The organism is Bradyrhizobium sp. Ec3.3 (assembly GCF_000472925.1).
GTDB lineage: Bacteria > Pseudomonadota > Alphaproteobacteria > Rhizobiales > Xanthobacteraceae > Bradyrhizobium.
Genome location: NZ_AXAS01000060.1, coordinates 21143 through 47210, shown reverse-complemented (window position 1 = coordinate 47210; position 26068 = coordinate 21143). Strand labels below are relative to the sequence as shown.

33 protein-coding genes are annotated in these 26068 nt (G+C 64.0%); 21 read left to right on the top strand and 12 right to left on the bottom strand.

The genetic code is table 11. The annotated features are described in order from the left end of the window. Positions 1-92 precede the first annotated feature (92 nt). The 4 genes from YUU_RS53005 (at position 93) to YUU_RS0137575 (ending at position 1765) form a co-directional block, all read left to right on the top strand. Positions 93-851: an outer membrane protein gene (locus YUU_RS53005; protein WP_051390096.1), complete on the top strand. Its 759-nt coding sequence runs from the start codon at positions 93-95 to the stop codon at positions 849-851. Positions 852-963: 112 nt separating this feature from the next. After that, positions 964-1137, top strand: coding sequence for a hypothetical protein (locus tag YUU_RS0137585; RefSeq protein ID WP_371260550.1), 174 nt, complete (start codon positions 964-966; stop codon positions 1135-1137). 96 nt (positions 1138-1233) lie between these two features. Beyond that, the gene (locus YUU_RS59270) at positions 1234-1371 is read left to right on the top strand and encodes a hypothetical protein (RefSeq protein ID WP_156944731.1); all 138 of its coding nucleotides are present in this window, start codon (positions 1234-1236) and stop codon (positions 1369-1371) included. Positions 1372-1462: 91 nt separating this feature from the next. Beyond that, positions 1463-1765 (top strand): hypothetical protein, encoded by a 303-nt coding sequence (locus YUU_RS0137575; RefSeq protein WP_027526944.1) that lies wholly within the window; start codon positions 1463-1465, stop codon positions 1763-1765. Here the strand turns inward: YUU_RS0137575 and YUU_RS0137570 are convergent. Beyond that, positions 1762-2010, bottom strand: coding sequence for a hypothetical protein (locus YUU_RS0137570; RefSeq protein WP_027526943.1), 249 nt, complete (start codon positions 2008-2010; stop codon positions 1762-1764). The genes YUU_RS0137575 and YUU_RS0137570 overlap by 4 nt on opposite strands. A gap of 507 nt (positions 2011-2517) precedes the next feature. Further along, on the bottom strand, positions 2518-2679 hold the full coding sequence (locus YUU_RS59265) for a hypothetical protein (protein WP_156944730.1): 162 nt from the start codon (positions 2677-2679) through the stop codon (positions 2518-2520). Positions 2680-2873: 194 nt separating this feature from the next. On the opposite strand from YUU_RS59265, the gene YUU_RS0137555 reads away from it, so the two are divergent. The 5 genes from YUU_RS0137555 (at position 2874) to YUU_RS0137535 (ending at position 7207) form a co-directional block, all read left to right on the top strand. Further along, on the top strand, positions 2874-3461 hold the full coding sequence (locus tag YUU_RS0137555) for a formyltransferase family protein (protein ID WP_027526941.1): 588 nt from the start codon (positions 2874-2876) through the stop codon (positions 3459-3461). Between the two features lie 187 nt (positions 3462-3648). Then, positions 3649-3999, top strand: coding sequence for a hypothetical protein (locus tag YUU_RS0137550; RefSeq protein ID WP_027526940.1), 351 nt, complete (start codon positions 3649-3651; stop codon positions 3997-3999). Further along, entirely contained in the window at positions 3944-4489 is a 546-nt protein-coding gene (locus YUU_RS0137545; RefSeq protein ID WP_027526939.1) for a hypothetical protein, read from the top strand. The genes YUU_RS0137550 and YUU_RS0137545 overlap by 56 nt, the downstream gene beginning before the upstream one ends. 289 nt (positions 4490-4778) lie before the next feature. Next, on the top strand, positions 4779-5621 hold the full coding sequence (locus YUU_RS53000; RefSeq protein ID WP_245288222.1) for a DMT family transporter: 843 nt from the start codon (positions 4779-4781) through the stop codon (positions 5619-5621). Positions 5622-5776: 155 nt separating this feature from the next. Then, positions 5777-7207: a caspase family protein gene (locus YUU_RS0137535; protein WP_027526938.1), complete on the top strand. Its 1431-nt coding sequence runs from the start codon at positions 5777-5779 to the stop codon at positions 7205-7207. A 57-nt stretch (positions 7208-7264) separates the two neighbouring features. Here the strand turns inward: YUU_RS0137535 and YUU_RS0137530 are convergent, their stop codons facing one another. Next, positions 7265-8224 carry a LysR family transcriptional regulator gene (locus YUU_RS0137530; RefSeq protein ID WP_027526937.1) on the bottom strand — a complete coding sequence of 320 codons (960 nt, stop codon included), beginning with the start codon at positions 8222-8224 and terminating at the stop codon, positions 7265-7267. A gap of 125 nt (positions 8225-8349) precedes the next feature. Here YUU_RS0137530 and solA point away from each other — a divergent pair, with 125 nt between their 5' ends. The 5 genes from solA to YUU_RS0137505 all read left to right on the top strand — a co-directional run bounded on the left by solA (position 8350) and on the right by YUU_RS0137505 (position 12847). Next, positions 8350-9519, top strand: a complete 1170-nt coding sequence (gene solA / locus YUU_RS0137525; RefSeq protein WP_027526936.1) for an N-methyl-L-tryptophan oxidase — start codon at positions 8350-8352, stop codon at positions 9517-9519. A 70-nt stretch (positions 9520-9589) separates the two neighbouring features. Further along, positions 9590-10402 carry a transporter substrate-binding domain-containing protein gene (locus tag YUU_RS0137520; RefSeq protein ID WP_027526935.1) on the top strand — a complete coding sequence of 271 codons (813 nt, stop codon included), beginning with the start codon at positions 9590-9592 and terminating at the stop codon, positions 10400-10402. Between the two features lie 98 nt (positions 10403-10500). After that, the gene (locus tag YUU_RS0137515; RefSeq protein ID WP_027526934.1) at positions 10501-11244 is read left to right on the top strand and encodes an amino acid ABC transporter permease; all 744 of its coding nucleotides are present in this window, start codon (positions 10501-10503) and stop codon (positions 11242-11244) included. Beyond that, complete coding sequence (locus YUU_RS0137510) at positions 11241-12083, top strand: amino acid ABC transporter permease (protein WP_027526933.1); 843 nt, start codon at positions 11241-11243, stop codon at positions 12081-12083. The genes YUU_RS0137515 and YUU_RS0137510 overlap by 4 nt, the downstream gene beginning before the upstream one ends. A gap of 11 nt (positions 12084-12094) precedes the next feature. Beyond that, positions 12095-12847: an amino acid ABC transporter ATP-binding protein gene (locus tag YUU_RS0137505; RefSeq protein WP_027526932.1), complete on the top strand. Its 753-nt coding sequence runs from the start codon at positions 12095-12097 to the stop codon at positions 12845-12847. Between the two features lie 47 nt (positions 12848-12894). Here the strand turns inward: YUU_RS0137505 and YUU_RS0137500 are convergent, their stop codons facing one another. Together YUU_RS0137500 and cysK are read right to left on the bottom strand one after the other, a co-directional pair. After that, a complete protein-coding gene (locus YUU_RS0137500; protein WP_027526931.1) occupies positions 12895-13134 on the bottom strand; it encodes a BrnA antitoxin family protein in 240 nt (79 codons plus the stop codon). A 3-nt stretch (positions 13135-13137) separates the two neighbouring features. Then, positions 13138-14115, bottom strand: a complete 978-nt coding sequence (gene cysK, locus YUU_RS0137495; protein WP_027526930.1) for a cysteine synthase A — start codon at positions 14113-14115, stop codon at positions 13138-13140. Positions 14116-14335: 220 nt separating this feature from the next. Here cysK and YUU_RS0137490 point away from each other — a divergent pair, with 220 nt between their 5' ends. After that, entirely contained in the window at positions 14336-14551 is a 216-nt protein-coding gene (locus YUU_RS0137490; RefSeq protein WP_027526929.1) for a hypothetical protein, read from the top strand. Between the two features lie 105 nt (positions 14552-14656). Here YUU_RS0137490 and tgt read toward each other — a convergent pair whose 3' ends face one another. After that, on the bottom strand, positions 14657-15790 hold the full coding sequence (gene tgt / locus YUU_RS0137485; RefSeq protein WP_027526928.1) for a tRNA guanosine(34) transglycosylase Tgt: 1134 nt from the start codon (positions 15788-15790) through the stop codon (positions 14657-14659). A 272-nt stretch (positions 15791-16062) separates the two neighbouring features. Here tgt and YUU_RS0137480 point away from each other — a divergent pair, with 272 nt between their 5' ends. From YUU_RS0137480 to YUU_RS0137470, 3 genes are all read left to right on the top strand, one after another. Further along, complete coding sequence (locus YUU_RS0137480; protein WP_051390097.1) at positions 16063-17178, top strand: patatin-like phospholipase family protein; 1116 nt, start codon at positions 16063-16065, stop codon at positions 17176-17178. Positions 17179-17319: 141 nt separating this feature from the next. Continuing rightward, positions 17320-18060: a TetR/AcrR family transcriptional regulator gene (locus YUU_RS0137475; protein ID WP_027526926.1), complete on the top strand. Its 741-nt coding sequence runs from the start codon at positions 17320-17322 to the stop codon at positions 18058-18060. A 193-nt stretch (positions 18061-18253) separates the two neighbouring features. Then, positions 18254-18871: a PepSY domain-containing protein gene (locus YUU_RS0137470; protein WP_027526925.1), complete on the top strand. Its 618-nt coding sequence runs from the start codon at positions 18254-18256 to the stop codon at positions 18869-18871. An 18-nt stretch (positions 18872-18889) separates the two neighbouring features. Here the strand turns inward: YUU_RS0137470 and YUU_RS60535 are convergent, their stop codons facing one another. After that, complete coding sequence (locus YUU_RS60535) at positions 18890-19042, bottom strand: hypothetical protein (protein WP_198031898.1); 153 nt, start codon at positions 19040-19042, stop codon at positions 18890-18892. A 108-nt stretch (positions 19043-19150) separates the two neighbouring features. Between YUU_RS60535 and YUU_RS0137460 the strand changes: the two genes are divergently transcribed. Further along, complete coding sequence (locus tag YUU_RS0137460) at positions 19151-20188, top strand: aspartate-semialdehyde dehydrogenase (RefSeq protein WP_027526924.1); 1038 nt, start codon at positions 19151-19153, stop codon at positions 20186-20188. A gap of 130 nt (positions 20189-20318) precedes the next feature. Here the strand turns inward: YUU_RS0137460 and queA are convergent, their stop codons facing one another. The 5 genes from queA to coaD all read right to left on the bottom strand — a co-directional run bounded on the left by queA (position 20319) and on the right by coaD (position 23502). Continuing rightward, complete coding sequence (gene queA, locus YUU_RS0137455; RefSeq protein WP_027526923.1) at positions 20319-21392, bottom strand: tRNA preQ1(34) S-adenosylmethionine ribosyltransferase-isomerase QueA; 1074 nt, start codon at positions 21390-21392, stop codon at positions 20319-20321. A 123-nt stretch (positions 21393-21515) separates the two neighbouring features. After that, positions 21516-21980 (bottom strand): peptidylprolyl isomerase, encoded by a 465-nt coding sequence (locus YUU_RS0137450; protein WP_027526922.1) that lies wholly within the window; start codon positions 21978-21980, stop codon positions 21516-21518. Then, positions 21977-22384 carry a hypothetical protein gene (locus YUU_RS0137445; RefSeq protein WP_027526921.1) on the bottom strand — a complete coding sequence of 136 codons (408 nt, stop codon included), beginning with the start codon at positions 22382-22384 and terminating at the stop codon, positions 21977-21979. The genes YUU_RS0137450 and YUU_RS0137445 overlap by 4 nt, the downstream gene beginning before the upstream one ends. Positions 22385-22392: 8 nt before the next feature. Further along, complete coding sequence (locus YUU_RS0137440; protein ID WP_027526920.1) at positions 22393-22968, bottom strand: peptidylprolyl isomerase; 576 nt, start codon at positions 22966-22968, stop codon at positions 22393-22395. Positions 22969-23004: 36 nt separating this feature from the next. After that, positions 23005-23502: a pantetheine-phosphate adenylyltransferase gene (gene coaD, locus YUU_RS0137435; protein WP_027526919.1), complete on the bottom strand. Its 498-nt coding sequence runs from the start codon at positions 23500-23502 to the stop codon at positions 23005-23007. A gap of 249 nt (positions 23503-23751) precedes the next feature. Between coaD and YUU_RS0137430 the strand changes: the two genes are divergently transcribed. Both YUU_RS0137430 and YUU_RS0137425 read left to right on the top strand, forming a co-directional pair. After that, positions 23752-24009 (top strand): hypothetical protein, encoded by a 258-nt coding sequence (locus YUU_RS0137430; protein ID WP_027526918.1) that lies wholly within the window; start codon positions 23752-23754, stop codon positions 24007-24009. 192 nt (positions 24010-24201) lie between these two features. After that, complete coding sequence (locus YUU_RS0137425; protein WP_027526917.1) at positions 24202-26055, top strand: potassium transporter Kup; 1854 nt, start codon at positions 24202-24204, stop codon at positions 26053-26055. Positions 26056-26068 lie beyond the last annotated feature (13 nt).

Below are 26068 nucleotides of genomic sequence, written 5' to 3'. Positions count from 1 at the left end.
CCGGTACCGAGAGGACCTTTCCCACGCGCCGGCGTGACTCCGCTCGCTCGCGCCGGACCGGCGCTGAGGTCAATTTGAAGGACGAAACTTCCATGAAAATCAAAACACTTTCCGGCCTCATCGCCCTTGCCATCTCGACGGCCACATCGGCGATGGCGGCGGACGTGTCGTTGCCCTACAAGGCGGCGCCTGCAGTCCCGACGTTCTCCTGGACCGGATGCTATCTCGGCGGCAATGGCGGCGGCGGTCGCGGCATGAACGAGCAACAGCCTGTTGCCGGCTTCACGTTCAATGCCAACCACGACAGCGGATGGCTGGCCGGCGTGCAGGGCGGCTGCGACTATCAGGTCGGCTCCGTCGTGGTCGGCATCGAAGGCCAGTTCGACTGGGCCGACATGAAGGACACGACGGCATCAATCCCGCCCGGCGGCCCTGTTGGCTTCCTGCTGACGACCAAGCTCGATCGCATGGCCACTGCCACCGCCCGCATCGGCTACGCATTCGATCGTGTGCTGTTCTATGCCAAGGGCGGTGCCGCCTTCGCCCATTTCAACCACACCATGACCCAGACGGATTTCGCGGCGACCTCGGTCGATTTCATCGGTTCGAGGAACGTGGCAGGATTCGTGGTTGGCGGCGGCATTGAGTATGCGCTGCTGCAGAACGTCTCCTTGAAGGCGGAGTATAATTATTTCGACTTCGGCAGAAACGGCTACACGCTGAACTGCATCAACAATTCCGGTTGCGCGAATCTCCCGATGTTCCCGGTCGAGCTCCGCCAGAACATGCAAACCTTCATGCTCGGCGTGAACTGGCGCTTCAACACCGGCCCCGTCGTCGCCAAGTACTGAAGTGCTAGCGCCGGGCCCGGAGCTGCCGGGCCCGGCATATCCTCAAGTCTTCCCTGCGACTTGAAGGGGAACCTTGCACGGTCGAGCGGCTTGTCAGGTTGCAATGAGCACCATGGCAAACCTACTCGCGCGCAAGCAGGAGCTCTTAGAGCGGCTCAAGGGCGACCCCGGCCCGCATGAGCGCGATCAAATCGAACGCCTCATCGAGCAGGTCGACACCGCGCTCAATCTGCTTGAAGACAGCGGCCAAGACGACAGCGACCATGACCGCAGCGACGGGCCCTGAAGGTCCCCTGCCCCGTCCTGTTCTCGCAGAACGAAATCCCCAGGCGGCCCGTTGAGACGGCGGGCCGGTATCAGAAGCTTTGCAAAGGGCAAGTGGATGTCGAATGATCCCGACCGACGCAAGCGCCACAGCGAATTCTCGATGGACGACTTCTTCCTGTTCGTCCTGTCGAGCAGCTTCTGCCTGCTGGTCGTCGCAATCAGTCTCTTGATCCGGATGCCGCCCGGCTTGTAACGGTTGCGCCAATTCGTGCGACGCCGTTTGCAGTCCGTTCACCCCTGAGCGGTTAGATCGGGTGCCGTTTGCCCCTCCGCCATAGGCCGCCATGCCGGATCTCAACGCCGTACTCGCCAAGCTCAACGACCGTCTGCTCAGGCTCGAGGGCGAGCTGTTCGTGCTGCGCTCGCTGGCGCGGGCGACGCTGACGGCTGGCGACGATCACGCGGTGCGGATGCGCAAGCTGGTCGAAGCGGCGAAGGTCGCGCTCGACGATGAGGCGCTGCGGCCACTGGACAAGCCGACACGGAAATACGTCGAGGCTGCGAGCGCGATGGTCGACGAACTCCTGGTCGAGCCAACCAAGGCGCGGCCGCTGTTCACGGTGATCGACGGCGGCAAGGCGGACTAGAAGGGCAGACTGGGCCGGTCCGCGCGTTCGGCCTCGGCCGGATTGCACGATCTCAGCCGGCTCAGTCCGGCCTCGATGATCGCGATCTCCTCGTCGACCTGACCGATGGGCAGACTGAAATCGTAGCCGGAACGGCTCTTTAGATCGATCGCCAGCCGCTGGCGGTGCATCATCAGTGCGTCGAGGCCACGGCGATTCTTCTGCCTGACATAGGCATCGACGATCTGCTCAATCGCACTCGGCATCCGGTGATTCCAGGAAGGAACAGGCCGCACCGGATTTGCATACCGGCGGGCCAACTCTTGTGTCGCGGTACGCAATACAAATCCGCGACAGATTCGTCGATACGCCAGGCCGGTTGAGAACCCGTTACTGCCCTGCTCATCCGGCGCTCTTTTGCGCGAGGTCGCGCCCAGGCGATCGGCGCAGTGCGCGACATCGCGATGACGCGGTCATGAAAAGGCCGCTGGCAATATCACCAGCGGCCGGCCGGGTTCGAAAATGGATGCGGGATGAAACGTCTGCCAGCCCCGGGCAAGGCGATCCTAAGAGCAGGCTGGCCGCTCGTTCTGCTCGAAACCGAACACAGGAACCCGGAATCCACGGATCATTCCATGCGTTTCGCATTCGGCAACTGCGGGAAGGCCGAGGGCCTCAGCGCATGGAAGCGCGCGCGCAGCCGGCGACGCAATGACCGAAATGCCAGGATGTGACGACCGGACGCGAGCGCGACCGAAGCGCGCCGACGACGGTCACTTTTCCTGAGCGTGCATCAGGAACGAACCAACCAGGCCGATCAGGCCGCAGGCCAGCAGCACATATTGCAGCACGGCCAGCGCTCGGCTCGGCGCCTCGGTTGCGCTGGTGATTTCATAGATGAGCGCGGCCGACGTAATTCCGCTCATCAGCATCAATCTCGGCCATTTCGACACGGCGATCCCCCGTTCGCGTTGCACGCCCGTTGGACGCAGCGAACGGACGGCCGGTTCGACAGGCCTTGCGTCCCGCGCATTGTTGATAACCGGCGCAAAGGGCTCGCGGGGGGTGACAGGGTCTTATGGCGTGTTATCCGAGGTGACCCAGCTCTCGAGACGGAACCGAGCCCCCCATGCGCATCACATTGATCGGCTCCCGCCATTTTGGCGTGGTCACCCTAAACATGCTCCGGGAGCACAGCGTGGACATCGCGCGGGTCGTGGTCGCCGATGGCGAGGACCGCCTCGCCGCGACCGCCCGGTCGGCCGGCATCGAGGTGGTGGTCCAGGCCAATCCAAAGCTGGTGGCCGCCTCCGAGATCGCTGCGAATACCGACCTGATCATCACCGCACACAGCCACGCCCGCGTCTCCAGGGAGGCACTCGCCGCCTCGAGACTTGGCGGCATCGGCTACCACCCGTCGCTACTGCCGCGTCACCGCGGCAAGGCCGCCGTGGAGTGGACCATCAAGGAGGGTGACCGGATCGCCGGTGGCACGATCTACCACCTCGCCGACCGCATGGATGCCGGCGCGATCGCGGCCCAGGACTGGTGCTTCGTCAAGAAGGGTGAGACCGCGCGCGATCTTTGGGAGCGGGCGCTGGCCCCGCTCGGCCTGAAGTTGCTTGCGGAAGTCATCGACTACATCAAGGTCCACAAGACCCTGCCGGCAAAGCCGCAGGACGAGCAGTTCGCGACGGCTGCGCCGAGCCTGTCGTAGGCGCCTGCCGCAGATTCATCCTTAACGTCGCGAATCGAGCCGATTCCGCCCCCAAAACGGGCTGAGAATGGGCAAATAAACCATTGTTTCCACAGGAACAATTTTCACTTTGGCGATGCAGCAAATTTCTGTCACATTTCCCCCGAATAAGCGTCAGCATCTCAGACATAGGCAGGGACAGAAATTCATGCGTTTTGATCGCATTGCGTTGATTTTTACCGCCGCGATTGCCACCGGTTCGCTCGCGGCGCCCGCGTTCGCCCAAAATCCCTATGACGGCAACTGGCAGGTCACCATCGTGACCAAGAGCGGCTCCTGCGAGCCGTCCGCAAGCTCCATGCTGACGGTTTCCGACGGCCGGATCACGGCGCCCGGTGCTAACGTTTCCGGCACCATCGGCCGCGAGGGTCTTGTGAAAGTTTCGATCAATGGTGCATATGCCAACGGTCAACTCAGCGGCAACGCCGGATCGGGAAAGTGGAATGGAGCATCAGCAGGCATACCGTGCAGCGGGCGGTGGGAAGCATCGCGCCAATAAGCCAACCGAGGCTCGGGTCATGAACCGGCGGCTGCTCGTTGCGGCCGCCGTTTTGTTTGCGGCCTCAGTCGCAAATTCGCAAAGCAAGGCGCAGTCCGGCCCGTTCTCGGCCCTCGCCGGCAGCTGGAGTGGCGGCGGCACCGTCATGCTCGACGACGGTTCGACCGAACGCATCCGTTGCCGCGCCAAATACGCCCCCGCAGGTCCCGCTATGGAAATGTCGCTGACCTGCGCCAGCGACGCCTACAAATTCAACCTCTCCGCCAGTGTCCGCGCGGAAGGCAATGCCATCACGGGCAGCTGGAGCGAGGCCAGCCGCAACATCAGCGGCGTGATTTCGGGCCGCGGCGGCGGCGCGAACTTCGAGGTCGTCGCCCAGACCGCCGGCTTCAACGCCAGCATCGGGCTGCACACGAGCGGCACCAAGCAGACGGTCACGATGCGGGCCGACAGCCAGTTCCGTGGCGCCAACATCGCGCTGTCGCGCTAGCTTCGATCTGTTTCCGACAAGCGATCCGGCCACCCCGCCGGATCGTTTTTTTATGCCTGGGCGCGACCTTCGTTTCCGCATCGCTCCGGAATGACATCTGGGCATGGCACCCCTGCCGCGCAGCCGTGCATCGCTGCATCCACAGATTTGGCCGTTGCAAACCCGCGCCCGGTCACCGATACCGGCGTGCCCTCTCACATCCCCTCTCCCTTCCGCGCCGATGAGCATCACCCCGTCCAAACCGATGGCTGCGCTGTGGATGGCCGGCTGACTGTCACTGACGCTGGTCATGGCGGTCGCCGGACGCGAGGCCGCGCGCCAGATGAATGTCTTCCAACTCATGGAAGTGCGCTCGCTGATCGGTTTCGTCCTGCTCTATCCGATCATCTATCGCGCCGGCTGCTTTGCGACGCTCAAGACCGTTCGCCTGCCCCGGCACATCGTGCGCAACCTGATCCACTACGTCTCACAGCTCGGCTGGTTCTTCGCGCTGACGCTGATCCCGATCGGCCAGGTGGTGGCGATCGAGTTCACAATGCCGATCTGGACCGCAATCCTGGCTGCAAGCTTCCTCTCCGAGCGCATGACGCCGTGGAAGATTGCCGCGATCATGCTTGGCCTCGTCGGCGTGATCATCATCGTCCGGCCCGCCACGGGCGAGATCAATCCCGGCCAGCTGATCGCACTCGGCGCCGCCATGGGTTTTGGCGTGTCGATGGTGCTGGTGAAGTCGCTGGCGCGCACCGAGAGCGCGTTATCGATCCTGTTCTGGATGATCGTCGTGCAGGCGGTCGCGGGCTTCTTTCCGGCGCTCTATGTCTGGGCGTGGCCGCCGACCTATCTCTGGGGTTGGGTGATCGTGGTCGCCATCTGCGGCACATTCGCGCATTACTGCCTCGCCAGCGCGATGCGCTACGCAGACGCCACCATCGTCGTGCCGATGGATTTCCTGCGGGTTCCACTGACAGCGACCGCTGGCTGGCTGCTGTATTCGGAACGGCTCGACGCATGGACGGTTTTTGGCGCCACGCTGATCCTGCTCGGCAATCTCCTTAACTTAAAGTCGGCTGCACCGGTTCCCGCCCCGCGCGCGGTGAACCAATCCGGCGTCGCCTGCGACCAAGCAAAGTAGCAAAGCGTGATCTGGATCACGCTGAAGGGGCAGCCTCTCGGGGCACACTCGGCTATCGGCAAGGGTTGGGCGCGTGGGTGCTGACGCGCGGCGTTTTCGTGTAAGTTGCGCCCATCTCGTTGCTGCTTCGAATTCGATTCTGTTGGGGATTTCAGATGCGCTACTTCACCATCCTCCTTTCCCTGATCTGCATGGCGTTGTCGGTCAGCGCCGCGAAGGCCGACCGTCGAGTCGCCTTCGTGGTCGGCAACGGCGCCTACAAGAACGTCGCGCAATTGCCGAATCCGCCGATCGACGCCAAGGCGATGGCGGCGACGCTGCGCAACGTCGGCTTCGAGGTGATCGAAGGGTCCAACCTCAGCCGTGACCAGATGACGGAGAAGCTGCTGGACTTCGGCCGCAAGGCGCAGGGCTCTGACGTCGCGGTGTTCTACTACGCCGGCCACGGCATCGCCGTCGGCGGCACCAACTACCTGCTGCCGGTCGATGCCGACATCAAATCGGAAATGGATGTCAAGTTAGGGGCCGCCATCAATATCGACCTGACGCTCGACCAGACCATGGGCGATGCCAAGGTCAAGCTGGTATTCCTGGATGCCTGCCGCGACAATCCGTTCGCTGCCAAGATCAAGTCCAACTCGGCGACCCGCAGCGTCAACGTCCAGACCGGCCTCGCCGAAATGAAGTCGGGCGAAGGCACGCTGATCGCGTTCGCGACCGGCCCCGGACAAACGGCGCTCGACGGCCAGGAAGGCAACAACAGCCCGTTCACCCGCGCGCTGATCGACAACATCACCAAGCCCGGGGTTGAGATCCAGCAGGCGATGACGTCGGTGCGTGCCCAGGTCAACGAGGAGACCCACAAGGGTCAATTACCCTGGGGCCACACCAACCTGATCGGCGCCGTCTATCTCAATCCGTCGCAGCAGGGCCAGCAGGTGGCCAACGCGGCGCCGACCGCGACTGGCGCAGCCCCGGCCGCCGCGAGCGGCAATACGGACGCGGCCAATGTCGAGCTCGAGTACTGGCGCTCGGTGAAGGAATCCAACAAGCCGGAAGAGCTCAACGCCTATCTCTCGGCCTATCCGAACGGCCAGTTCAAGGCGCTGGCGCTGGCGCGGATCGCGGCAATCAAGAGCGGTCCGTCGACGACGACGCGTACCCTCAATGCCGGCGTTGACCCCGCGACCTTCACTGATGAAGCCACGCAGCTCACCGAGGACCAAATCGGGCTCGACAAGGGCTCGCGCCGCGACGTGCAGCACCGCCTCACCGGGCTCGGTTTTGACACCAAGCTCACGGGCGTGTTCACCGACGAGACCCGCTCCGTGATCAAGCGCTGGCAGGCCGCCCGCGGCTATCCGGTGTCGGGCTATCTCAACAAGCTCCAGCACAAGGCCCTGCTGTCCGAGATCGTCGCGACAGCAGCGCCGACCGCCAGTAGCCAGCAGCCTCCTCGTCGCGCCCCCAGCAACACTGCCAGCGCGCCTGCGCCCGTCCAGCGCAGCGGCAGCGGCGATGCCGCCGGCGCAGCCTTCATCGGCGGTGTCATGGGCGGCGTGGTGGGCGGCATGTTGCGGCGGTAAGACGCAAGGCCAGATATCGAACGGAAAAGCCCGGCTCACCGCCGGGCTTTTTCGTGGCTAGTAGTCCTGGGTGAACCAGGGCACGAGAGCCCGGATGCGCGGCATCGCCTGCGTCGTAATGCTCGTTCGCGCCATCTCCGCGATGCGCGGCGCCAGGGACGAAAGATCGCCCTGGCGGGTGACCAGCAGCAGCTCACGAAAAAATCCAGGGCCCGGCAAGGGCAGAGCGCTGACTTGAGCTGCGTGAGCGAGCCCCTGCAGCAGGCACAGCGGCGTGGTGATCGCCACACCCATGCCGGTCGCAACCATCGCGACCAGACTGTCCGAGGTGTCGAACTCGAAGGCCCGTGGCGGGCGAATGCCGAGGCGGCTCAGATGGCGCTCGACCTGCGCACCGACATAGGAGCGTTCGCTATGCCGGACCAGACGATGCCGGGCGAGGATCTCGCGCAAATCCAGATCGGCAAATCCGGATTCCAGTCCGCGTGGGACCACCAGCAGATACGGCTCGCGGTAGAACGGAAAGCGCTCGACATCATAGAGGTCGTCCATGGCGTCGCATGTGATCGCCGCGTCGATCATGCGACGCACGAGCGCCTCCGCGTGAGAATGAGCAAGACCCGACCATGCAGACAGGCTCAGCGCAATCGACCCCGACATCAGCTCCTTGACGAGGTGCGCGCCGACGGTGCCGGCATAGGAGTCGACAAGGCCGAGCCGGAGATCAACACGCTCGGATTGTTCTGCCGCGGCCCTGAGCGTGCTGAGAAGCACGTCGAGGTCGCGGTTCAGATCGAGGACGCGGTCGGCAAGGATGCGCCCCGCCCGGGTCGGCGTCAGCGGCCTGCGGGTCCGGTTGAAGAAGGCGACACCGACGGCGGCTTCCGCACGCCGGACCGCCTGCGACACGGCCGACTGCGTCATCCCGAATTGGCGGGACGCTTCCAGCATGCTGCCGGAGTCCGCGACAGCGGCGACGATCTGGAGGCTTCGAAGGTCTGGAACGAGTGGGTGCATCGACACGACTTAAGCAAAAGTCATATCAAGATGCAAATTTCCTTCATTACATGAATTATCCTTGTAGAAGAGCCGTATCTGAAAGCAGAATTCAGGCGGTCCTAACAATTAAGCAGTCCCGATCGATGAGCGAGAAAGCGGATATTCTGGTGATCGGCCTCGGTGCCATGGGCAGCGCGGCGCTCTATCAACTGGCCAAGCGAGGCGTGAAGGCGGTCGGCCTCGATCGATTCGCCCCGCCCCACACGATGGGATCCAGCCACGGCGAAACGCGCATCACCCGGCAGGCGGTCGGCGAAGGCCGCGATTACGTGCCCCTGGTGCTGGATACCCACCGAATCTGGCGTGAGCTCGAAGCCGAGATGTCCGCCGAACTATTGAACCCATGCGGCCTCGTCGTCATGGCGCCCGGTGTCGGCGAGACGTCGCACCACGGCAAACCCGATTTCGTCGCACGCTCGATTGGAGCAGCGCGTGACTTCGGGATCGCGCATGAAGTGATCGACGGGCGAGAAGTGGCTCACCGCTTTCCGCAATTCCTGAACCTCGAGGGCAACGAGAAGGCCTATTACGAGCCCGGCGGGGGATATGTTTTTCCGGAGCGCTGCATCAAGGTGCAGTTGACGCGCGCCGAGCAACTCGGCGCAACGATACGCACCGGCGTCGAGGTTCTCTCGATCGTGCAGGGAGGCGCCTCCGTTCGGGTGGAAACGTCCTCAGGCGCCTTCGAGGTGGACCAGGTGGTGGTGTCGGCCGGCGGCTGGAATGTGCACCTGCTCGGCGCGCCGTTCGACCGCGTGCTCACCGTGAAGCGTCAGGTGCTGCATTGGTACGAGCTAGACGACACCAGCGCGTATCGCGCCAACGCCCCCGTCTTCATCTGGATGCATGGCGCGACCGACGTCGATTACCTCTACGGTTTCCCGCCTTTGCCCGGCGACCATCGCCTCAAGGTCGCGACCGAACAGTACGAGACCAGCACGACGGCCGACACCATCGACCGCACCGTCGATCCCAGGGAGTCGGCTGAGATGTACCGGAGGCACGTCGAGGGACGGCTCGCGGGCGCCACGCCGCGCGTCGCACTGGCAGCCGCCTGCTTCTACACGGTGACGCCCGATCGCGGCTTCATCATCGACCGACATCCCGACCAGGACAGGGTCTTCGTCATCTCGGCCTGCTCGGGTCATGGCTTCAAGCACTCGGCAGGGATCGGCAACGTCGCAGCCGCGATGGTGACCGACGGTCGAAGCGCGATCGACCTCAGCCCGTTCTCCGTCTCCCGATTTTCGTGAGATCTGGCACGAACTTTGTACCGCGAAAAACCGACGCGTGTCGTGATTGCAATTCTGGAGGTGTCATCCGATGAAGAAGCTGGTCCGTTCCACGATGGCAAGTGCCACGCTGCTGCTGATGCTCGGCAGCGCTCAGGCAGCTGACGGCGTCGATGCCATCAAGCAGCGCGGCACGTTGAATGTCGGCGTCAAGGCCGACTACAAGCCCTTCGGCTTCCGCGATCCCACCGGCAATGTAGTCGGCATCGAGCCGGATCTTGCCGCGGACATTGCCAAGCGCCTCGGCGTCAAGCTCGAGCTCGTTCCGGTCGCAGCCTCGAACAGGATCGAGTTTCTTCAGCAGGGAAAGGTTGACCTGCTGATCGCAACCATGTCGGACAGGCCGGAACGCCGCCGCGTCGTTCAAGCCATCGAACCACTGTATTATTCGGACTATGTGAACATCCTTCTCAACAAGAAGGCCGGCATCAAGGACTGGGCCGATCTCAAGGGAAAACCCGTCTGCGCCACGTCGGGAGCCTGGTACAACAAGGACGTCGCCAAATCCTACGGCCCCGAAATTGTTGCGTTTGACGGCTCGGAGAAGCCCTTGTTCTCCATGAAGCAGGGCAACTGCATCGGCTATGTCTACGATCAGACTTTCCTGCAAGGCAAACTCCTCGAGGACGAGTGGAAGACGGACTACGATCTCCCGCTCAAAGGCGTTCTGCCATCGCCATGGATGATCGCCGTCGCGCTCGAGAACACCAGTCTTCAGAAGATGCTCGAAGATGCGACAAAGGACTGGATGAAGACCGGCTTCATCGTGGCGACGGAAAAGAAGTGGGGCATTACACCGACCGAGTATTCGCTCTCGATGCACGAGCAATTCAAGGACAAATGAACGCATGAGACGGAGCGCCAGAACGGTCCTGCGCTCCGAACAGGTCGAACCAATGCACTGATACGAGGCATCGCCTCAACATCTCGGTGTCGCGCAACATGCAGGCAATCGGCGACTGGTTTCAGCGGCTCTACGAGACGACGGGGCTGAATTTCTCCGTGTTCTACGACGCCTATGATTGGGGCCGCTACTTCAGCGGCCTCAAGATGACGCTGCTTCTGAGTGTCACGACCATCCTGCTGAGCCTCATCATCGGTGCGTTTGGCGCCCTGATGCAGGGCAGTCCATCGATGTTGCTGCGGTTGCCCGTCAATGCTTTCGTCGTGGTGTTCCGCAACACGCCCCCGCTGGTCCAGCTCTTCTTTTTCTATTTCGGCCTCGGCACCATGCTTCCGGCCGTCGAGGCGGCGGGCATGCGCGTGCCGCTGCTCAGCAACGTGCAGTGGGCGATCATTTCGCTGTCGCTGTTCGCGGGCGCCTTCAACGTGGAAATCTTCCGCTCGGGCATCGAGGCGGTGCCGAGAACGACGCTGGAAGCCGCAGAGGCGCTCGGATACACGCGCCTCAAGGCCTACATCCATATCGTCCTTCCGCTGGCCATTCGTGTCTGCCTTCCGGCCCTGAACAACAACCTCGTCAACCTGCTCAAGACGACCACCCTCGCCTACGCGATCGCCGTTCCCGAGACGCTGTATGCGGTCAAGCAGATCTGGTCGGAATCGCAGAATGTGTTCGAGATGATGGTCGTCCTGCTGGCGACCTACGGCATCCTTGTCGGGATCCTCGTCTGGCTGATGCATCGCTGGGAGCGAGCGATGCACATCCCCGGATATGCGCGATGACGACCGCCGAGACCGGGCACAGGCTTGCCGTCCTTCGGCCGTATCGTCCCGCACCGGCCCAGATGTCCGTCCGGATCGGCCCGCTGCCCGCAGCGATCCTCTGTTTCTGCGTCATCATGGCCGCATCGACGGCGTGGGCGCAGACCGGACCGGCGATGCTGTCGCCGCTGCAAGTCATCGTGAAGTGGTCGCCGCTGCTGCTGCGCGGGTTCGCCTTCAACATCCTGATCTCCCTGCTGTCCATGCTGCTCGGCACCATCGCCGGGCTTGGCCTGGGTCTCGCCTTGTTGTCGGAGTCCCGGCTGCTCGCCGCCGTCAGTTGGCTCGTCACGCAATTCTTCCGCAACGCGCCCTGGCTGGTGCTGCTGTTCTTCGTGATGTTCCTGGTGCCCTTCCAGGTCACAATGTTCAAGACAACCATCCCCTTGCCGGACTGGATCAAGGCGACAGTCGGCTTCGCCCTGCCGGTCATGGCGAATGTCGCCGAGGTCGTGCGCGGCGCCGTCCGCTCCATTCCGTCGACGCAATGGGAGGCGGCGGAATCGCTCTCCTTCACGCGGCGCCAGACCATGTGGCTGATCATGCTGCCGCAATGCATCAAGCGGATGCTGCCGCTGTGGATGAACATCTATGCCATCGTCGCGATGTCGACGGTGCTGGCATCGATCGTCGGTGTTTCGGAAATGCTCACCCTGACGGCGCAGGTGCATGCCGCCGAAGGCGGCAGGCCGGAGCTGTTCGCACCGCTCTACGGTTTCGCGCTGCTGTGCTTCTTTCTCTACTGTTATCCGATCAATGTATGGACCGCTCGTCTCGAGCGCCGGTTCCGCGTACGCTGAGGAAGCAGAGCATGGCCACGAGCTGGACTCCGGATCAGCCCATCGTTCAATGCGTCGACGTCAGGAAGTCGTTCGGCGCCCTCGAGGTCCTGAAAGGCATCAGCCTTTCGGTCAGGAAGGGCGAGGTGATCTGCATCATCGGCCCGTCCGGATCGGGGAAATCCACGCTGATCCGCTGCATCAATGCGCTCCAGCCGATCACGTCCGGCAGCATTCAGATCGAGGGCATCGAGGTGTCCGATCCCAGGCTCGACAAGCTGGCGCTGCGCCGCAAGGTCGGGATGGTGTTTCAGCAGTACAACCTCTTCCCGCACAAGACCGCGCTTCAGAACGTGATGATGGCGCCGATCCATGTGCTCGGCCAGAAGCGCGCCGAGGTCGAAGCGCGCGCCCGCGCGCTGCTCGCCAAGGTGCGGCTCGCGGGCAAGGAGGACACCTATCCCGGCGAACTCTCTGGCGGACAGCAGCAGCGCGTGGCCATCGCCCGTTCGCTGGCGATGCGGCCGGACATCATGTTGTTCGACGAAGTGACCGCGGCCCTCGATCCGGAAACGGTCAAGGAGGTCCTGGTGACCATCAGGGAGCTCGCCGAGGATGGGATGACATGCATCCTCGTCACCCACGAAATGAACTTCGCCCGCGAGGTCGCCGATCACGTCTACTTCACCGATCGCGGTGTGATCGTCGAGCACGGGCCGCCGGAAACATTGTTTACGGCGGCCAAGGACGAGCGAACGCAGCGGTTCCTGTCGCAGGTTCTCTGAGTTCGACAGTGGGCTGGCTTTCGGCGCCCCGATCCGGCAGCTGGCGCCTACTTCCCCGCCGCCTTGCGCAGCGCCTCGTTGATGCGGTCCTGCCAGCCGGGGCCGCCTTGCTGAAAAAACTCCAGCACGTCCTGATCGATCCGCAGCGTGACCTGCTCCTTGATGCCAGGCGCCACGTTCTTCTTCGGCGGGGCCTCGGCGACCTTGGCGGTCACCTTCTTGAACGCGGCTTCGGCCTCCGTCCTGGCATCGCCCAGGGTGCGCGGCCGCCTCGGTTGATCCGCCATGTGCTAGATTCCCTCAAACAGAGCCGTGGAAAGATACCGTTCGGAGAAAGACGGCACTATGGCCAGGATGGTCTTTCCCGCAGCTTCCGGCCGCTTGCCGATCTGGAGCGCGGCAGCGATCGCTGCGCCCGAGGAGATGCCGCCGGGGATGCCCTCATGCCGCGCCAGTGCACGCGAGGTTTCTATCGCGGTCGTCGAGTTGACCTTCACGATCTCGTCGATCACCGAGCGATCGAGAATGTCGGGAATGAAGCCCGCGCCGATGCCCTGGATCTTGTGGGGGGTGTGCTGACCGCCTGAAAGCACCGGGCTCTCCTCCGGCTCGACCGCCACGATCCGCAAGGACGGCTTGCGGGGCTTGAGCACCTGGCCGACGCCCGTGATGGTCCCGCCGGTCCCGACGCCGGCGACGAAGAAATCGATATTACCGCCGGTGTCATTCCAGATCTCCTCCGCGGTCGTGCGGCGGTGCACCTCGGGATTGGCGAGGTTCTTGAACTGTTGCGGCATCACCGAGTTCGGCGTCGTCTTCAACAGTTCCTCGGCGGTTGCGATCGCGCCCTTCATGCCCTGTGCCGCCGGCGTCAGTACGATTTCGGCGCCGAGGAAGGCCAGCATCTTGCGCCGCTCGATCGACATGGATTCCGGCATCACCAGCTTCAGACGATAGCCGCGCGAGGCGGCAACGAAGGCGAGCGCGATACCGGTATTGCCGGAGGTCGGCTCGATCAGCACTGTATCCGGCTTGATGATGCCGGCCTTTTCCATGGCGATGATCATGGCCGCGCCGATGCGGTCCTTCACGCTGGCGGCCGGATTGAAATATTCCAGCTTAGCGAGAATGGTCGCGTTCACCCCTTGCAGGCCCGGCAACCGGCGCAGCCGCACGATCGGCGTGTCGCCGAAAGCATCGACGATCGAGTCATAAACCCGGCCGCGGCCGGCTGAGTGCACTGCACTCGTGGTGGACGATGCGTCCATGATGAACTCCCTATGGCAACAATGTTCGCTTTGTCAGCGATCTTGTTCAGTTAGAGACAGCGTGCGACGACACGCAAGCAACAATGAGATGCATTGCAATTCGCTGCACCGCAAAATCGCTCGAAGATTAAATATCAGAAAACCAACGCATTTGTGTTGCGACCTCGTCAACGAACTCTGCTTATGTTAGACTAACGTCCAACAGCAGGGAGGTCTCACGATGTCAGCAGTTGCTGAAGTCCTGTCGACCGTCGCGCGTAGCCGCGATCCACGTTGCAGCGACTTGCCCACCTGTCCCGTCTGCGCCGACTCCATGGTCGCCGCCGAAGCCTCCGCCTATGTCTCGGACCAATTGATCAGCTATCTCTGGACCTGCGACACCTGTGGCTATGGCTTCGTGACCAAGCATTCGGTCAAACCGTACACTTGCAATTGAGTTCTTTTGTTTGAGCATGATCTCCGCGACAACGCCTTGCGTTTGTCGCGGGGGAGACCGCTCCACACTTTCCGCCAACGTGGCCCTTCGGGTCCGGACCATGCTCTAGCGTGGGGCGATGTCGCCCCTTGCCCAATCTTCGCGCGTACGCTGATAGAATTCTTCGAACTTGCCGTGTGCGATCGCGTCCCTGATGCCCTGCATCAGGGACTGATAGTAGGCGATATTGATATCTGACAGCAGCATGGCGCCGAGCGTCTCGCCGGACTTGACGAGATGGTGAAGATAGGCGCGCGCGTAGTTGCGCGCCGACGGCCATGCGCTCTCCTCATCGAGTGGCCGCGGATCGTCGGCGTGGCGCGCGTTGCGCAGGTTCACCTGGCCGAAGCGCGTGAAGGCGACGCCGTGGCGGCCATTGCGCGTCGGCATCACGCAATCGAACATGTCGATGCCGCGCTTCACGGCTTCGAGAAGGTCATCTGGCGTGCCGACGCCCATCAGATAACGCGGCCGTTCCGACGGCAACGCCGGCGCGGTCTCGTCGATCATCGCCAGCATCACATCCTGCGGCTCACCGACCGCGAGCCCGCCGATCGCGTAGCCGTGAAAGCCGATCTCGACCAGCCCCTGCGCGTTCGCATGCCGCAGCGACGGAATGTCGCCGCCCTGCACGATGCCGAACAGCATGTAGCCTTCGGGCGCGCTTTCGAAGGCGCGCTTGCTCCGCTCCGCCCAGCGCAACGACAAGCGCATCGCGCGCTCGATGTCGTCACGCTCGGCCGGCAGCCGCACGCATTCATCCATCTGCATGGCGATGTCGGAGCCGAGATAGCGCTGCACCTCGATCGAACGCTCGGGCGACAATTCGACCTTGGCGCCGTCGATATGCGAGCGGAAGGTGACCGCCTTCTCACTGACCTTGCGCAAATCCGACAGCGACATGACCTGGAAGCCGCCGGAATCCGTCAGCATCGGGCCGTTCCAGCCGGTGAACTTCTGCAAGCCGCCGAGTGCCGCGATGCGTTCCGCGCCCGGACGCAGCATCAAATGGTAGGTGTTGCCGAGCACGATGTCGGCGCCGGCCTCGCGCACCTCGCGCCAATGCATGCCCTTCATGGCGCCCGCGGTGCCGACCGGCATGAAGGCGGGCGTGCGCACCACGCCATGGGGCGTGGTCAGGCGGCCGGTGCGCGCAGTGCCATCGGTTGCGAGCAGTTCGAAATGATTGGGAAGACTCATAGCGCTGCTTATTACGTGCCGGCGGGAGCCAATCAACCGCCCAATGCGCAGGGCCATGCCCCAGGTCCGACACAATGGAGCCCTGCGACGGCCCCAGCCTTCCACTTGTTAAATAAAACGATACCGTATAGTTTTAGCATCAGGGGTTGGATGGGAATGCCGCGGGCGATGACGCCGGCGGCGCGTGCGTGTGTGGTGACTGACGGCGAATGCCTCCCCCTTCATTTTTGACCGGATCGATCCCGTTCAACGGCGGGACCGGCAAAGCGGGCATGCGCCTGCTCCGCCGGGCCACGCTGCTCTGCGGCCTGGCGCTGGCCGGGTGCACGACCCTGCCGCGGACGCCCTACACGGGGGCCGATGCAAGCAGCTCGCGCGTGCTCGATATCGACGGCCTGCGCCGCTACACCGACGAGCCCATCGGCAAATTCCGCGCCGGCAAGGACGACACCGCAGCGACCACGACCTATCTGGCGCTGTCCGGCGGCGGCGCCGACGGCGCCTATGGCGTCGGCGTGCTGAACGGCTGGAGCGCGGCGGGCACGCGCCCCGCCTTCTCGGTCGTCTCGGGCGTCAGCACCGGCGGGCTCATTGCGCCGTTCGCGTTCCTTGGACCGCAATACGACGACACGCTCAGGGAGCTCTACACCAGCGGTATCGCGGAGAGCCTGCTGAGCGATCCCAGCATCATGCGTGTGCTGTTCGGATCCGGCCTGTTCGGCAACACGCGGCTGCGCGAGCTCGTCGCCCGCTATGTCGGGCCGGAGATTTTGGCCCAGGTCGCGCGCGAGCATGCCAAGGGCCGCAAGCTGCTCGTCGTGACCACCGACCTCGACACACAGCGCACCGCCGTCTGGGACATGGGAAAGATCGCCGCACTCGGCACGCCCGAGGCGCTCAAGCTGTTTCGCGACGTGATGGCGGCCTCCGCCAGCATTCCACTGGTGTTTCCGCCGATCCTGATCGAGGCCGAAGGCCAGGGCCGACGCTTTCAGGAGATGCATGTCGACGGCGGCGTCACCGCGCCGGTCCTGACGCTGCCGGAAGACCTGCTGTTCCACGGGCGTCTGCCCGGCAACAGCCGGGTGAACATCTACATCCTCGTCAACAAGAAGATCGAGCGCACCTTCGAGCTCGTGCCCAACGGCACGATCGAGGTCGCCTCGCGCAGTCTGTCCTCGATCACCCAGTCGCAGACGCGCTCGGTGATCTTCTCGACCTACGATTTCGCGCGCCGCAATCACCTCGGCTTTCACCTGTCCTATATCGAGCGCGATTATCCGTCGCCGCCCTCGCAAGGGTTCGACACAGCCTATATGCGCGGGCTCTATCAGTATGGGTACGAGAAGGCGGCTGCCGGCCGCGCCTGGAGCTCGACGCTTCCCTAAGGCCGCGGAAGCCCCGGCGGAACGGCGCGTTGCCGAGACGGTTGATGATGCGGCCGATTCGGCCAGATTCGCGGTGACGCCCCTCTTGCTGCGCGTTATAGAGCGATGACGACGATCACGACCGCGCAGGAATCATTGGGCATGGGATTGACTGCGATCAAGACGAGAGCGGCGAAACGGGAAGTCCCGAAATCGCGCGGCGGCCGGCCGACCAAGAGCGCCGCCATCGAGCGCGACCAGCGGCTGATCGAGGTCGCGACGCGCCTGTTCCTCGATCGCGGCTATGACGCGACCTCGCTCGATGCCGTGGCCGAAGCGGCCCGGGTCAGCAAGCCCACAGTGTACGCGCGCTATGGTGACAAGCGCGGTTTGTTTGCCGAGGTCCTGAGGCGCGAGATCGCGCGCTGGCTGGCGCCGCTTGCCGAGGCTGCGGAAGTGCAGCTTACGCGCCCCTCGGACATTTCGGTCGAGCAGCGCCTGGTCGAGGTCGGGCGCGAGATGCTGATGTTCACCTGCGGTCCCGACGCCGTCGCCTTCAGCCGCATGATGACGTCACAAGCCATCAACTTTCCCGACATCGCCAAGCTGGGGAAAGAGGAAGGCTGGATGAAGGCCGTCTCCACGACGGCGCGGTTCTTCGATCATCTGGTCGCGCAAGGAGCGATGGACCTCGAGGATACCGGCATCGCGGCCGAGGTCTTTCTCGACGTGGTCGTCGGCCATACCCACCGGATGGCGACGTTCGGCACGCCGCTTGAGATGAAGACGGCCGAAAAGCGCATGCGCTCGGCAATCCGGCTGTTTTTGGCCGGTGCGCTCGGCCCCCCGGGCCGCGTCCAGGCCGCGTCCAAAGGCGCGGTTCGGCGCCGCCCGTCCCGCTGACAGATTCGTGACCGGTTATCCCCGCCGTGCGGCCAATCGCGCCTTGCTCGAAATAAAACGATACGGTATGGTTTAGTTATAAGCAAGGTTCGGGCTGATGCCTTCCTAGCCCCTGGCAGGCCCGCACCGTTCTTAAGACTTTGATCGCTGCAATATCCTACGCTGTTGCAACGCTCCGCACGGGGTGAAGACGATGACGGCACCGATGCGCGCTCCGAAACGCTGGAAATCACTGCTCGTGCTCGCCCTGTTGGCGGTCCTGCTCCCTGCCCCGGTCTATGCGACCACGGCATCGATCGACGCGCGGGCCTCGCTTCGGAGCGAGGCCGACGACGGCGCCGTCCTGGATCAGCGGGCGGTCGAGCGCGAGCTCGCGCGGTTCCGCGGCTCCGCGATCTCGCTGAGGCAGGCGATGGCGATCGCCGAGGCACAGCATGCAGGCTCGACGACGGCCGACGTCAGTTTCGACGGCGCCGCCGCCTCGCCGGTCTACCGCGTGAAGACCCTGCATAATGACCGCGTCTGGCAGCACGCGATCGACGCCACAACCGGCAAGATCGTCGGCGGCGCCGCCGCCTCACCGCTCCACGAGTTCGATGCCGATGACCGCAGCAACCTCGCCACCCTCAAGACCATCCAGCATCGGCTGGCCGACGCCGTGCGCGTGGCCGAGCACGCGGCCTCGGGCAAGGCGATCAGCGGCGGCATGGTCCGCGAGGGCGGCCGGCTGAGTTTTGCGATCGTCGTCATGAGCGGCAACGACCTCAAGGAGGTCATCCTCGAGCCGCCCGGCGCCGCGAACCGGCGGTAATACCAGGCGCCCGCTCCGTTACAGCCGGATCTGCCTGAAAAGCCGTTGACGGCGGCAAAACTCTCCCGCATAAGTCGCCGCCATGATGACCGCGACGAAACGCACGACGAAAACCACCACGGCCTTCGGGGCCCGGGGAGGCGTGCGCGCGTAGTCGTCGACTTTACGCATCAGCTCAACCGAAGCCCCGCCCTCGTGGTCCGGGGCTTTTTTTATGCCTGCAAAGCATGATCCGGAAAAGTGGACTCCGGTTTTCCGACAAGATCATGCTCAACTGAAATGGAGGAGAATGTGAGTAACGATCCCGTCGTCGCGATTGTCGGCGTCACCGGTGCGGTGGGCGCCGAATTCATCGCCACCATGGACAAGCGTGGTTTCCGCGTCGGCAAGCTGAAGGCGCTGGCCAGCGCCCGCTCCGCCGGCAAGACGGTGTCGTTCCGCGGCCAGCCGGTCGTGATCGAGGAGCTGGGCGAGCGCTCCTTCGACGGCGTCGACATCGCGCTGTTCTCCGCCGGCGGCAGCATCTCGAAGAAGTACGCGCCGATCGCGGTGAAGTCCGGCGCCGTTGTCGTCGACAACTCCTCCGCCTTCCGCATGGATCCGAACGTGCCGCTGGTGATCCCCGAGATCAACGCGAACCGCATCCGCGACCACAAGGGCATTATCGCCAACCCGAACTGCGCCGCGATCACCGCGCTCGTGCCGCTGTGGCCGATCCACCAGAAGAACCGTATCAAGCGGCTGATCATTTCGACCTATCAGGCCGCCAGCGGCGCTGGTGCTGCTGCGATGGAAGAACTCGTCGAATCCACCCGCGCCAATCTCAACGGGCAGGTCTATACGCCCAGGGTGATGCCGCACCCCTACGCCTTCAATCTCTTCAACCACAACACGGCTGTCGATCCCGAGACCGGCTACAACGACGAGGAGACCAAGGTCATCAAGGAGACCCGCAAGATCTTCGAGGACGAGAAGATCGCCATCGGCGTCACCTGCGTCCGCGTGCCGGTGCTGCGCGCCCATTGCGAGGCCATCACCTTCGAATGCGAGAAGCCGATCACCGAGGACCAGGTCCGCGCGATCATGGCCCAGGCGCCCGGCGTTAAGGTCGTGGACGACCGCGCCAAGAACTACTTCCCGATGCCGATCGACGCCTCGGGCCAGGACGACGTCCTCGTCGGCCGCATCCGCAAGGACCTCAGCGATCCCTCGGGGCATTCGATCTCGATGTTCGTGGCAGCCGACCAGTTGCTCAAGGGCGCGGCACTCAACGCCGTGCAGATCGCAGAGCTGCTGCCGCAGCGCGTGATGGCGTAATTTGTCGATTACTCTCGTGCCCCGGACGCAGCGCAGCACAAAGTGATGCGCTGCTGAGCCGGGGCCTAGCTGGGTCCCGGCTCAGCGGTGCATCGCTCGCGCGCTGCACCGCGTCCGGGACACGAGAACCTTACTGGTCTGCCTGAAACAACAGGCACGCATCGCCATACGAATAGAACCGATACCCCTCCGCGATCGCATGCGCATAGGCCTGCTTCATCGTCTCGAGCCCCGAGAATGCCGACACCAGCATGAACAGGGTCGAGCGCGGCAGATGGAAATTGGTCAGCAAGATATCGACCGCGCGGAAGCGATAGCCGGGGGTGATGAAGATCGCCGTGTCGGCCGCGAAGGGCTGGATCGTGCCATCCTCATCGGCTGCGCTCTCCAGTAATCGCAGCGACGTCGTGCCGACCGCGACGATGCGGCCGCCGTTCTTCCGCGCCATGTTCAGCGCATCCGCCGTCTCGGGAGAGATTGTCCCCCATTCCGCGTGCATCTTGTGGCCTTCGGTGTCGTCGACCTTCACCGGCAGGAACGTCCCCGCCCCGACATGCAGCGTGACACGGTTGAGGCCGACGCCGCGCGTGCGCAACGCCTGCTCCAGCACGGGCGTGAAATGCAGGCCGGCGGTGGGCGCCGCGACTGCGCCTTCATGCGCAGCGAACATGGTCTGATAATCGGCCAGGTCCTGCTCGTCCGGCGTGCGCTTCGAGGCGATGTAGGGCGGCAGCGGCGGGCTGCCGAGATCTGATATCGCCTGATCCAGCGTCGGCCCGTGGAACGAGAACGACAGCGTCACCTCGCCCTCGGTGCCCTTGGCTTCGACCTCGGCATCGAGATGGCCAAGCAGGCAGACCTTGCCTTCGTTGCCGAAGCGGATGCGGTCACCAGCGACGAGCTTCTTGGCCGGCTTTACCAGCGCCTGCCAACGCGAACCGTCGAGCCGCTTGATCAAGGTCGCCTCGATCTTAGGCTCGGTCTCGCGGCCGATGCGGCGTCCCCTAAGCTGCGCCGCGATCACCTTGGTGTCGTTGACGACGAGCTGGTCGCCCGGCTTCAGCCATTGCGGCAGGTCGGAGATGAGCTGATCGCGCAGCGCGCCGCGCTCCACGACCAGCATCTTCGCGGAGTCGCGCGGATGCGCCGGGCGCAGTGCGATGCGCTCGGCGGGCAAATCGAAATCAAAGAGATCGGTGCGCATAATCTTGAAGCCACCATCGTCATTCCGGACGCCGCGCCACAAGCGCGGCGATCCGGAATCTCGAGATTGTGGCGCGACATTCCGGGTTCGCGCTAGCGCGCGCCCCGGAATGACGATTTCTGGCTACTCCTTGTCCGCCGCCATGCGCGCCTTGACGATCTTGTCGGGATTCATCACGGGCTCGCCGCGCTTGATCTTGTCGACGTTCTCCATGCCCGCGGTGACCTTGCCCCACACGGTGTACTGGTTGTCGAGGAAGTGGGCGTCGTCGAAGCAGATGAAGAACTGGCTGTCGCCGGAATCGGGGTTGGCGGCACGGGCCATCGAGGCGGTGCCGCGCACATGCGGCTCCTTGTTGAACTCGGCCTTCAGCTTCTTGCCGGAGCCGCCGGTGCCGGTGCCGTGCGGGCAGCCGGTCTGCGCCATGAAGCCGTCGATCACGCGATGGAACACGATGCCGTCGTAGAAGCCTTCGCGCACCAGCTCCTTGATGCGCGCGACGTGGCCGGGCGCGAGGTCGGGCCGCATCTCGATGGTGACGGGGCCCTGCGTGGTTTCGAGGATCAGGGTGTTTTCGGTGACGCTCATGTTCTTCTCTCTTGGGTTGGGGGTGAAGTCTTCCGGCCGTGGAACTGGACCGCGAATGGACGCCCCGCAGCGGCGCCGGCCATCGTTTCGGTAAATGGCATCGGCGTGCAGCGTTGCAATGCCTCCATCACCGCGATCCGGTACTGCAACCGGTCATCGTCGGACGCCTCGGCGGACTCGTAGGTAATCCGCGGATGGCCCAAAATGTCTCCGGCGCGGTTAAAGCTCACGACGACGGTAATGTCGATGGGGCGAGCCTTTGCTGGCGGCGGCGGTTTCCAGCAGCGGCCCAGCCGCACAATGACATCGCGGATGGTATTGACCTTGTCGTCCTGCGCAGGCGCGCTCGTGCCAAGCAGGAGCACCGCGGCAGCTACGAGGAGCTTTTCGCCGCGGCGCGCCATCGTCTCTCCTATTTGATGTCGGCGGCGACCTGCACCTTCACCATCTTGTCGGGATCGGTGACGGTGCCGCTTCCGGAGCCAGGCGGGGCCTTCTTCAGCTTGTCGACGACGTCCATGCCCTGCACGACCTCGCCGATCACGGTGTACTGGCCGTCGAGGCTGCCGCCGTCCGCGAACATGATGAAGAACTGCGAATTGGCGCTGTCGACGCTATCGCCGCGGCGGGCCATGCCGACGATGCCGCGGGCGAAATGCACCTTGGAGAATTCCTGCTTCAGGTTCGGATATTTCGAGCCGCCGGTGCCGTTGCCGTTCTGGCCGTCGCCGGTCTGCGCCATGAAGCCGTCCATCACGCGATGGAACGGCACGTTGTTGTAGAAGCCCTCGCGCGCGAGCTGCTTCAGCCGCTCGGCGTGCTGGGGCGCAAGATCCGTGCGCAGCTTGATGACGACGCGGCCTTTGGTGGTGTCGATGACGAGCGCGTTGGCCTTGTCGAGGCCCGCCGGCAGGGTCTGGGCGACCGCAGGGGCAATGCCGATCAACGCGGCAAAGATCGTGGCAAGGATTGCGAGACGACGGATCATGAAAACTCCGGATCAGATGAGATGAAACGCGCGCCGTTAGCTGGCGAATTTTGCCTTGAGCAGGCTTGCGACGAGCGGCGGTACGAACGCCGAGACATCCCCGCCCATGCCGGCGATCTGGCGCACCAGTGTGGCGGTGATCGGGCGGACCATGGGTGAGGCCGGCAGGAAGACGGTGTGCACCTCCGGCGCCATGGCCTCGTTCATGCCGGCGAGCTGCATCTCGTAGTCGAGGTCGGTGCTATCGCGAAGACCCCTGATCATGATGGTCGCACCGTGCTTGCGCGCCGCGGTCACGGTCAGGTCGTCGAAGGTCGTGGCTTCGAAGGCGCAGCCGGCCTGGGCGGCGATCGGCCCGCAGACATCGTGCAGCATCTGAAGCCGCTCCTCGGTCGAGAACAGCGGCTTCTTGCCGGGGTGCACGCCGAGCGCCACGACCAGCCGGTCGCACAGGGTAACGGCATGCCGGACCACGTCCAGATGGCCGTTGGTGATGGGGTCGAAGGAACCCGGATAAAAGGCGATACGCGGCATGGCCTCCTCCTACCGCGCCACGCCCTGCCCGGCAAGCCGGCCAGGTTCCCTGCCCGCTTTTCCTGCGAAAGCCTGTCGGAATCCCCTGAACTGTTTCGTCCTGGGGGCAGCGACGAAACAAAACGGATGGCGAACGAAACCATTTTCGCCATCCGCGAAGACGTCCGGAAACTGGCCATGGTTACTAATCCGCCCAACGAAATGACGGGCCGCAAACAGGCGCAGCGGCCGCATCACAGGGGACCGTCGATGATCAAGGCTCTTTCAGCGATCGCTGTTGCTGCGTGCGTTGCCGCGGCTCTTACCGTGCTGCCCGGTTTCGCTCCGACCGTCGAAGCCAGCGTGCCGCAGCCCCTCGCCAAGGGTGACCGGCTGGACATCCGCGTCGTTGGCAAGGATTGCTCGCAGCAAGCCTGGCCGAACTTCGAAGCCTCCTGCCTGCGCCGCGCCGACACCAAGGCCAACGTCCGAGAGGTGCGCCTTGTGACCGCCGACCGGACGCCGTAGGCCAACGCTGCCTAATCCGGCGTCATCCGGCGTCACACAAACCCCATGGAAATTTGCGACGTCTCGTCGCAGACTGAGCTGACGATCGCGCCCCCCGGATAGCCCGGCGGGCGCGTCGCCATGAGGGGGTTGCCATTGTCCAGTACGCCTGCTGTTGCTACCGGCCACCATCCCGATCCGCTGCCGCTTGCCATGACCATGGGCGCCCTCGGGGTCGTCTATGGTGATATCGGGACCAGCCCCCTTTATGCCCTGAAGGAAGCCGCCAAGGCGGCCGCCCATGGTGGGACGGTGACACAGGACGCCGTGCTCGGCGTTGCGTCCCTCATCTTGTGGGCGCTGCTCCTGATCATCTCGCTGAAATACGCGCTGCTGATCCTGCGCGCCGATAACCGCGGCGAAGGCGGCATCGTGGCCCTGCTGGCACTGCTGCATGCTCGTCAGGCGCAACCAGGCACCTGGCGCGCGCATCTCCTGGTGGTCGGCCTCGTCGGCGCCGCCCTGCTCTATGGCGATGGCGCGATCACGCCGGCGATCTCGGTCCTGAGCGCCATCGAAGGCCTGAAAGTGGATGCGCCCTCGCTCGCGCCGGTCGTGGTGCCCATCACCATCGTCATCCTGATCGGTCTCTTCATGATGCAGAAGCAGGGCACCGGCTTCATCGGCCGGATCTTTGGCCCCGTCATGCTGGCCTGGTTCGGCGTGCTCGCCGCGCTCGGCATCCACGGCATCGTCAAGGCGCCAGCGGTGCTGGCTGCGCTGAGCCCGCTCTATGCCTTCGAATTCCTGATCCACCAGGATTTCCACGTTTCCTTCGCGATCCTCGGCGCGGCCTTCCTGGCGGTGACCGGCGGCGAGGCGATGTATGCCGACATGGGGCATTTCGGGCGCTTGCCGATCCGGCTCGCCTGGTTCGCCATCTGCCTGCCGGCCCTGGTGCTCAACTATTTCGGCCAGGCCGCGCTCCTGATCACCGACCCCACGATGATCGAGAATCCGTTCTTCCAGCTCTGCCCGGATGCGCTGCATTACCCGCTGGTCGCCTTCTCGGCGGTTGCGACCGTGATCGCCTCGCAGGCGATCATCTCGGGCGTGTTCTCGCTGACCCAGCAATCGATCCAGCTCGGCTTCCTGCCGCGGATGCAGATCCGCCATACCACGAGCCATGCGATTGGCCAGATCTACGTGCCGCTGGTGAACTGGCTGCTCGCCGCCGCAACGCTCGGCGCGGTGCTCTCCTTCGGCACCTCGGATGCGCTCGCCGGAGCCTATGGCATCGCGGTGTCGCTCCTGATGGCGATCACCACGCTGCTCGCCGCGCTGGTCGCAATCCAGTGGGGCTATTCGCCCTGGCTCGTGGTCGCGGTCAACGGCTTCTTCTTCGCGATCGATGTGATCTTCTTCGCAGCCAATTCGATCAAGCTGTTCGAGGGCGGATGGTTTCCGCTGCTGCTCGCCGGCCTCGTCGCCTTCCTGATGCTAACCTGGCGCAGCGGCGTAAAACTCGTCGAGCACGCCCGCGCGCGGCTACGCCAGCCCGAGGAGGATCTGATCGAGACCGCGGTCAACAAGTGCCGCGCCCGCCTGCCCGGCACCGCCGTCTATCTCGCTTCGGCGCCGAGAGGCGTGCCGCTCGCGCTGACGCAATTCGTCAAGCACAATCGCGTCCTGCACGAACGCGTGCTGCTCGTGACCGTCCTGATCGAGGAAATCCCCCACGTGCCCGACGAGGAGCGCACCGAGGTGATCGAGATCATCCCGGCGATCACCCGCGTGGTCCTGCATTACGGCTTCATGCAGAACCCGACCATCTATGAGGGGCTGAAGCTCGCCTGCCGGCAGGGCAAATTGCCGGGCATCGACCTCTCCGACATCACCTACTATGTCGGCCGCGAGACCATCATCCCGCGCGAGGACGTCCCGGGCATGTGGGTCTGGCGGGAGTCGCTGTTCGCCTTCCTGCAACGCAACGCCGAACGTTCCGCGGCATTCTTCGGCGTGCCGACTGGACAGGTGGTGGAGTTCGGCACGGAGCTGGAGATCTAGCGAGCCGGACCGG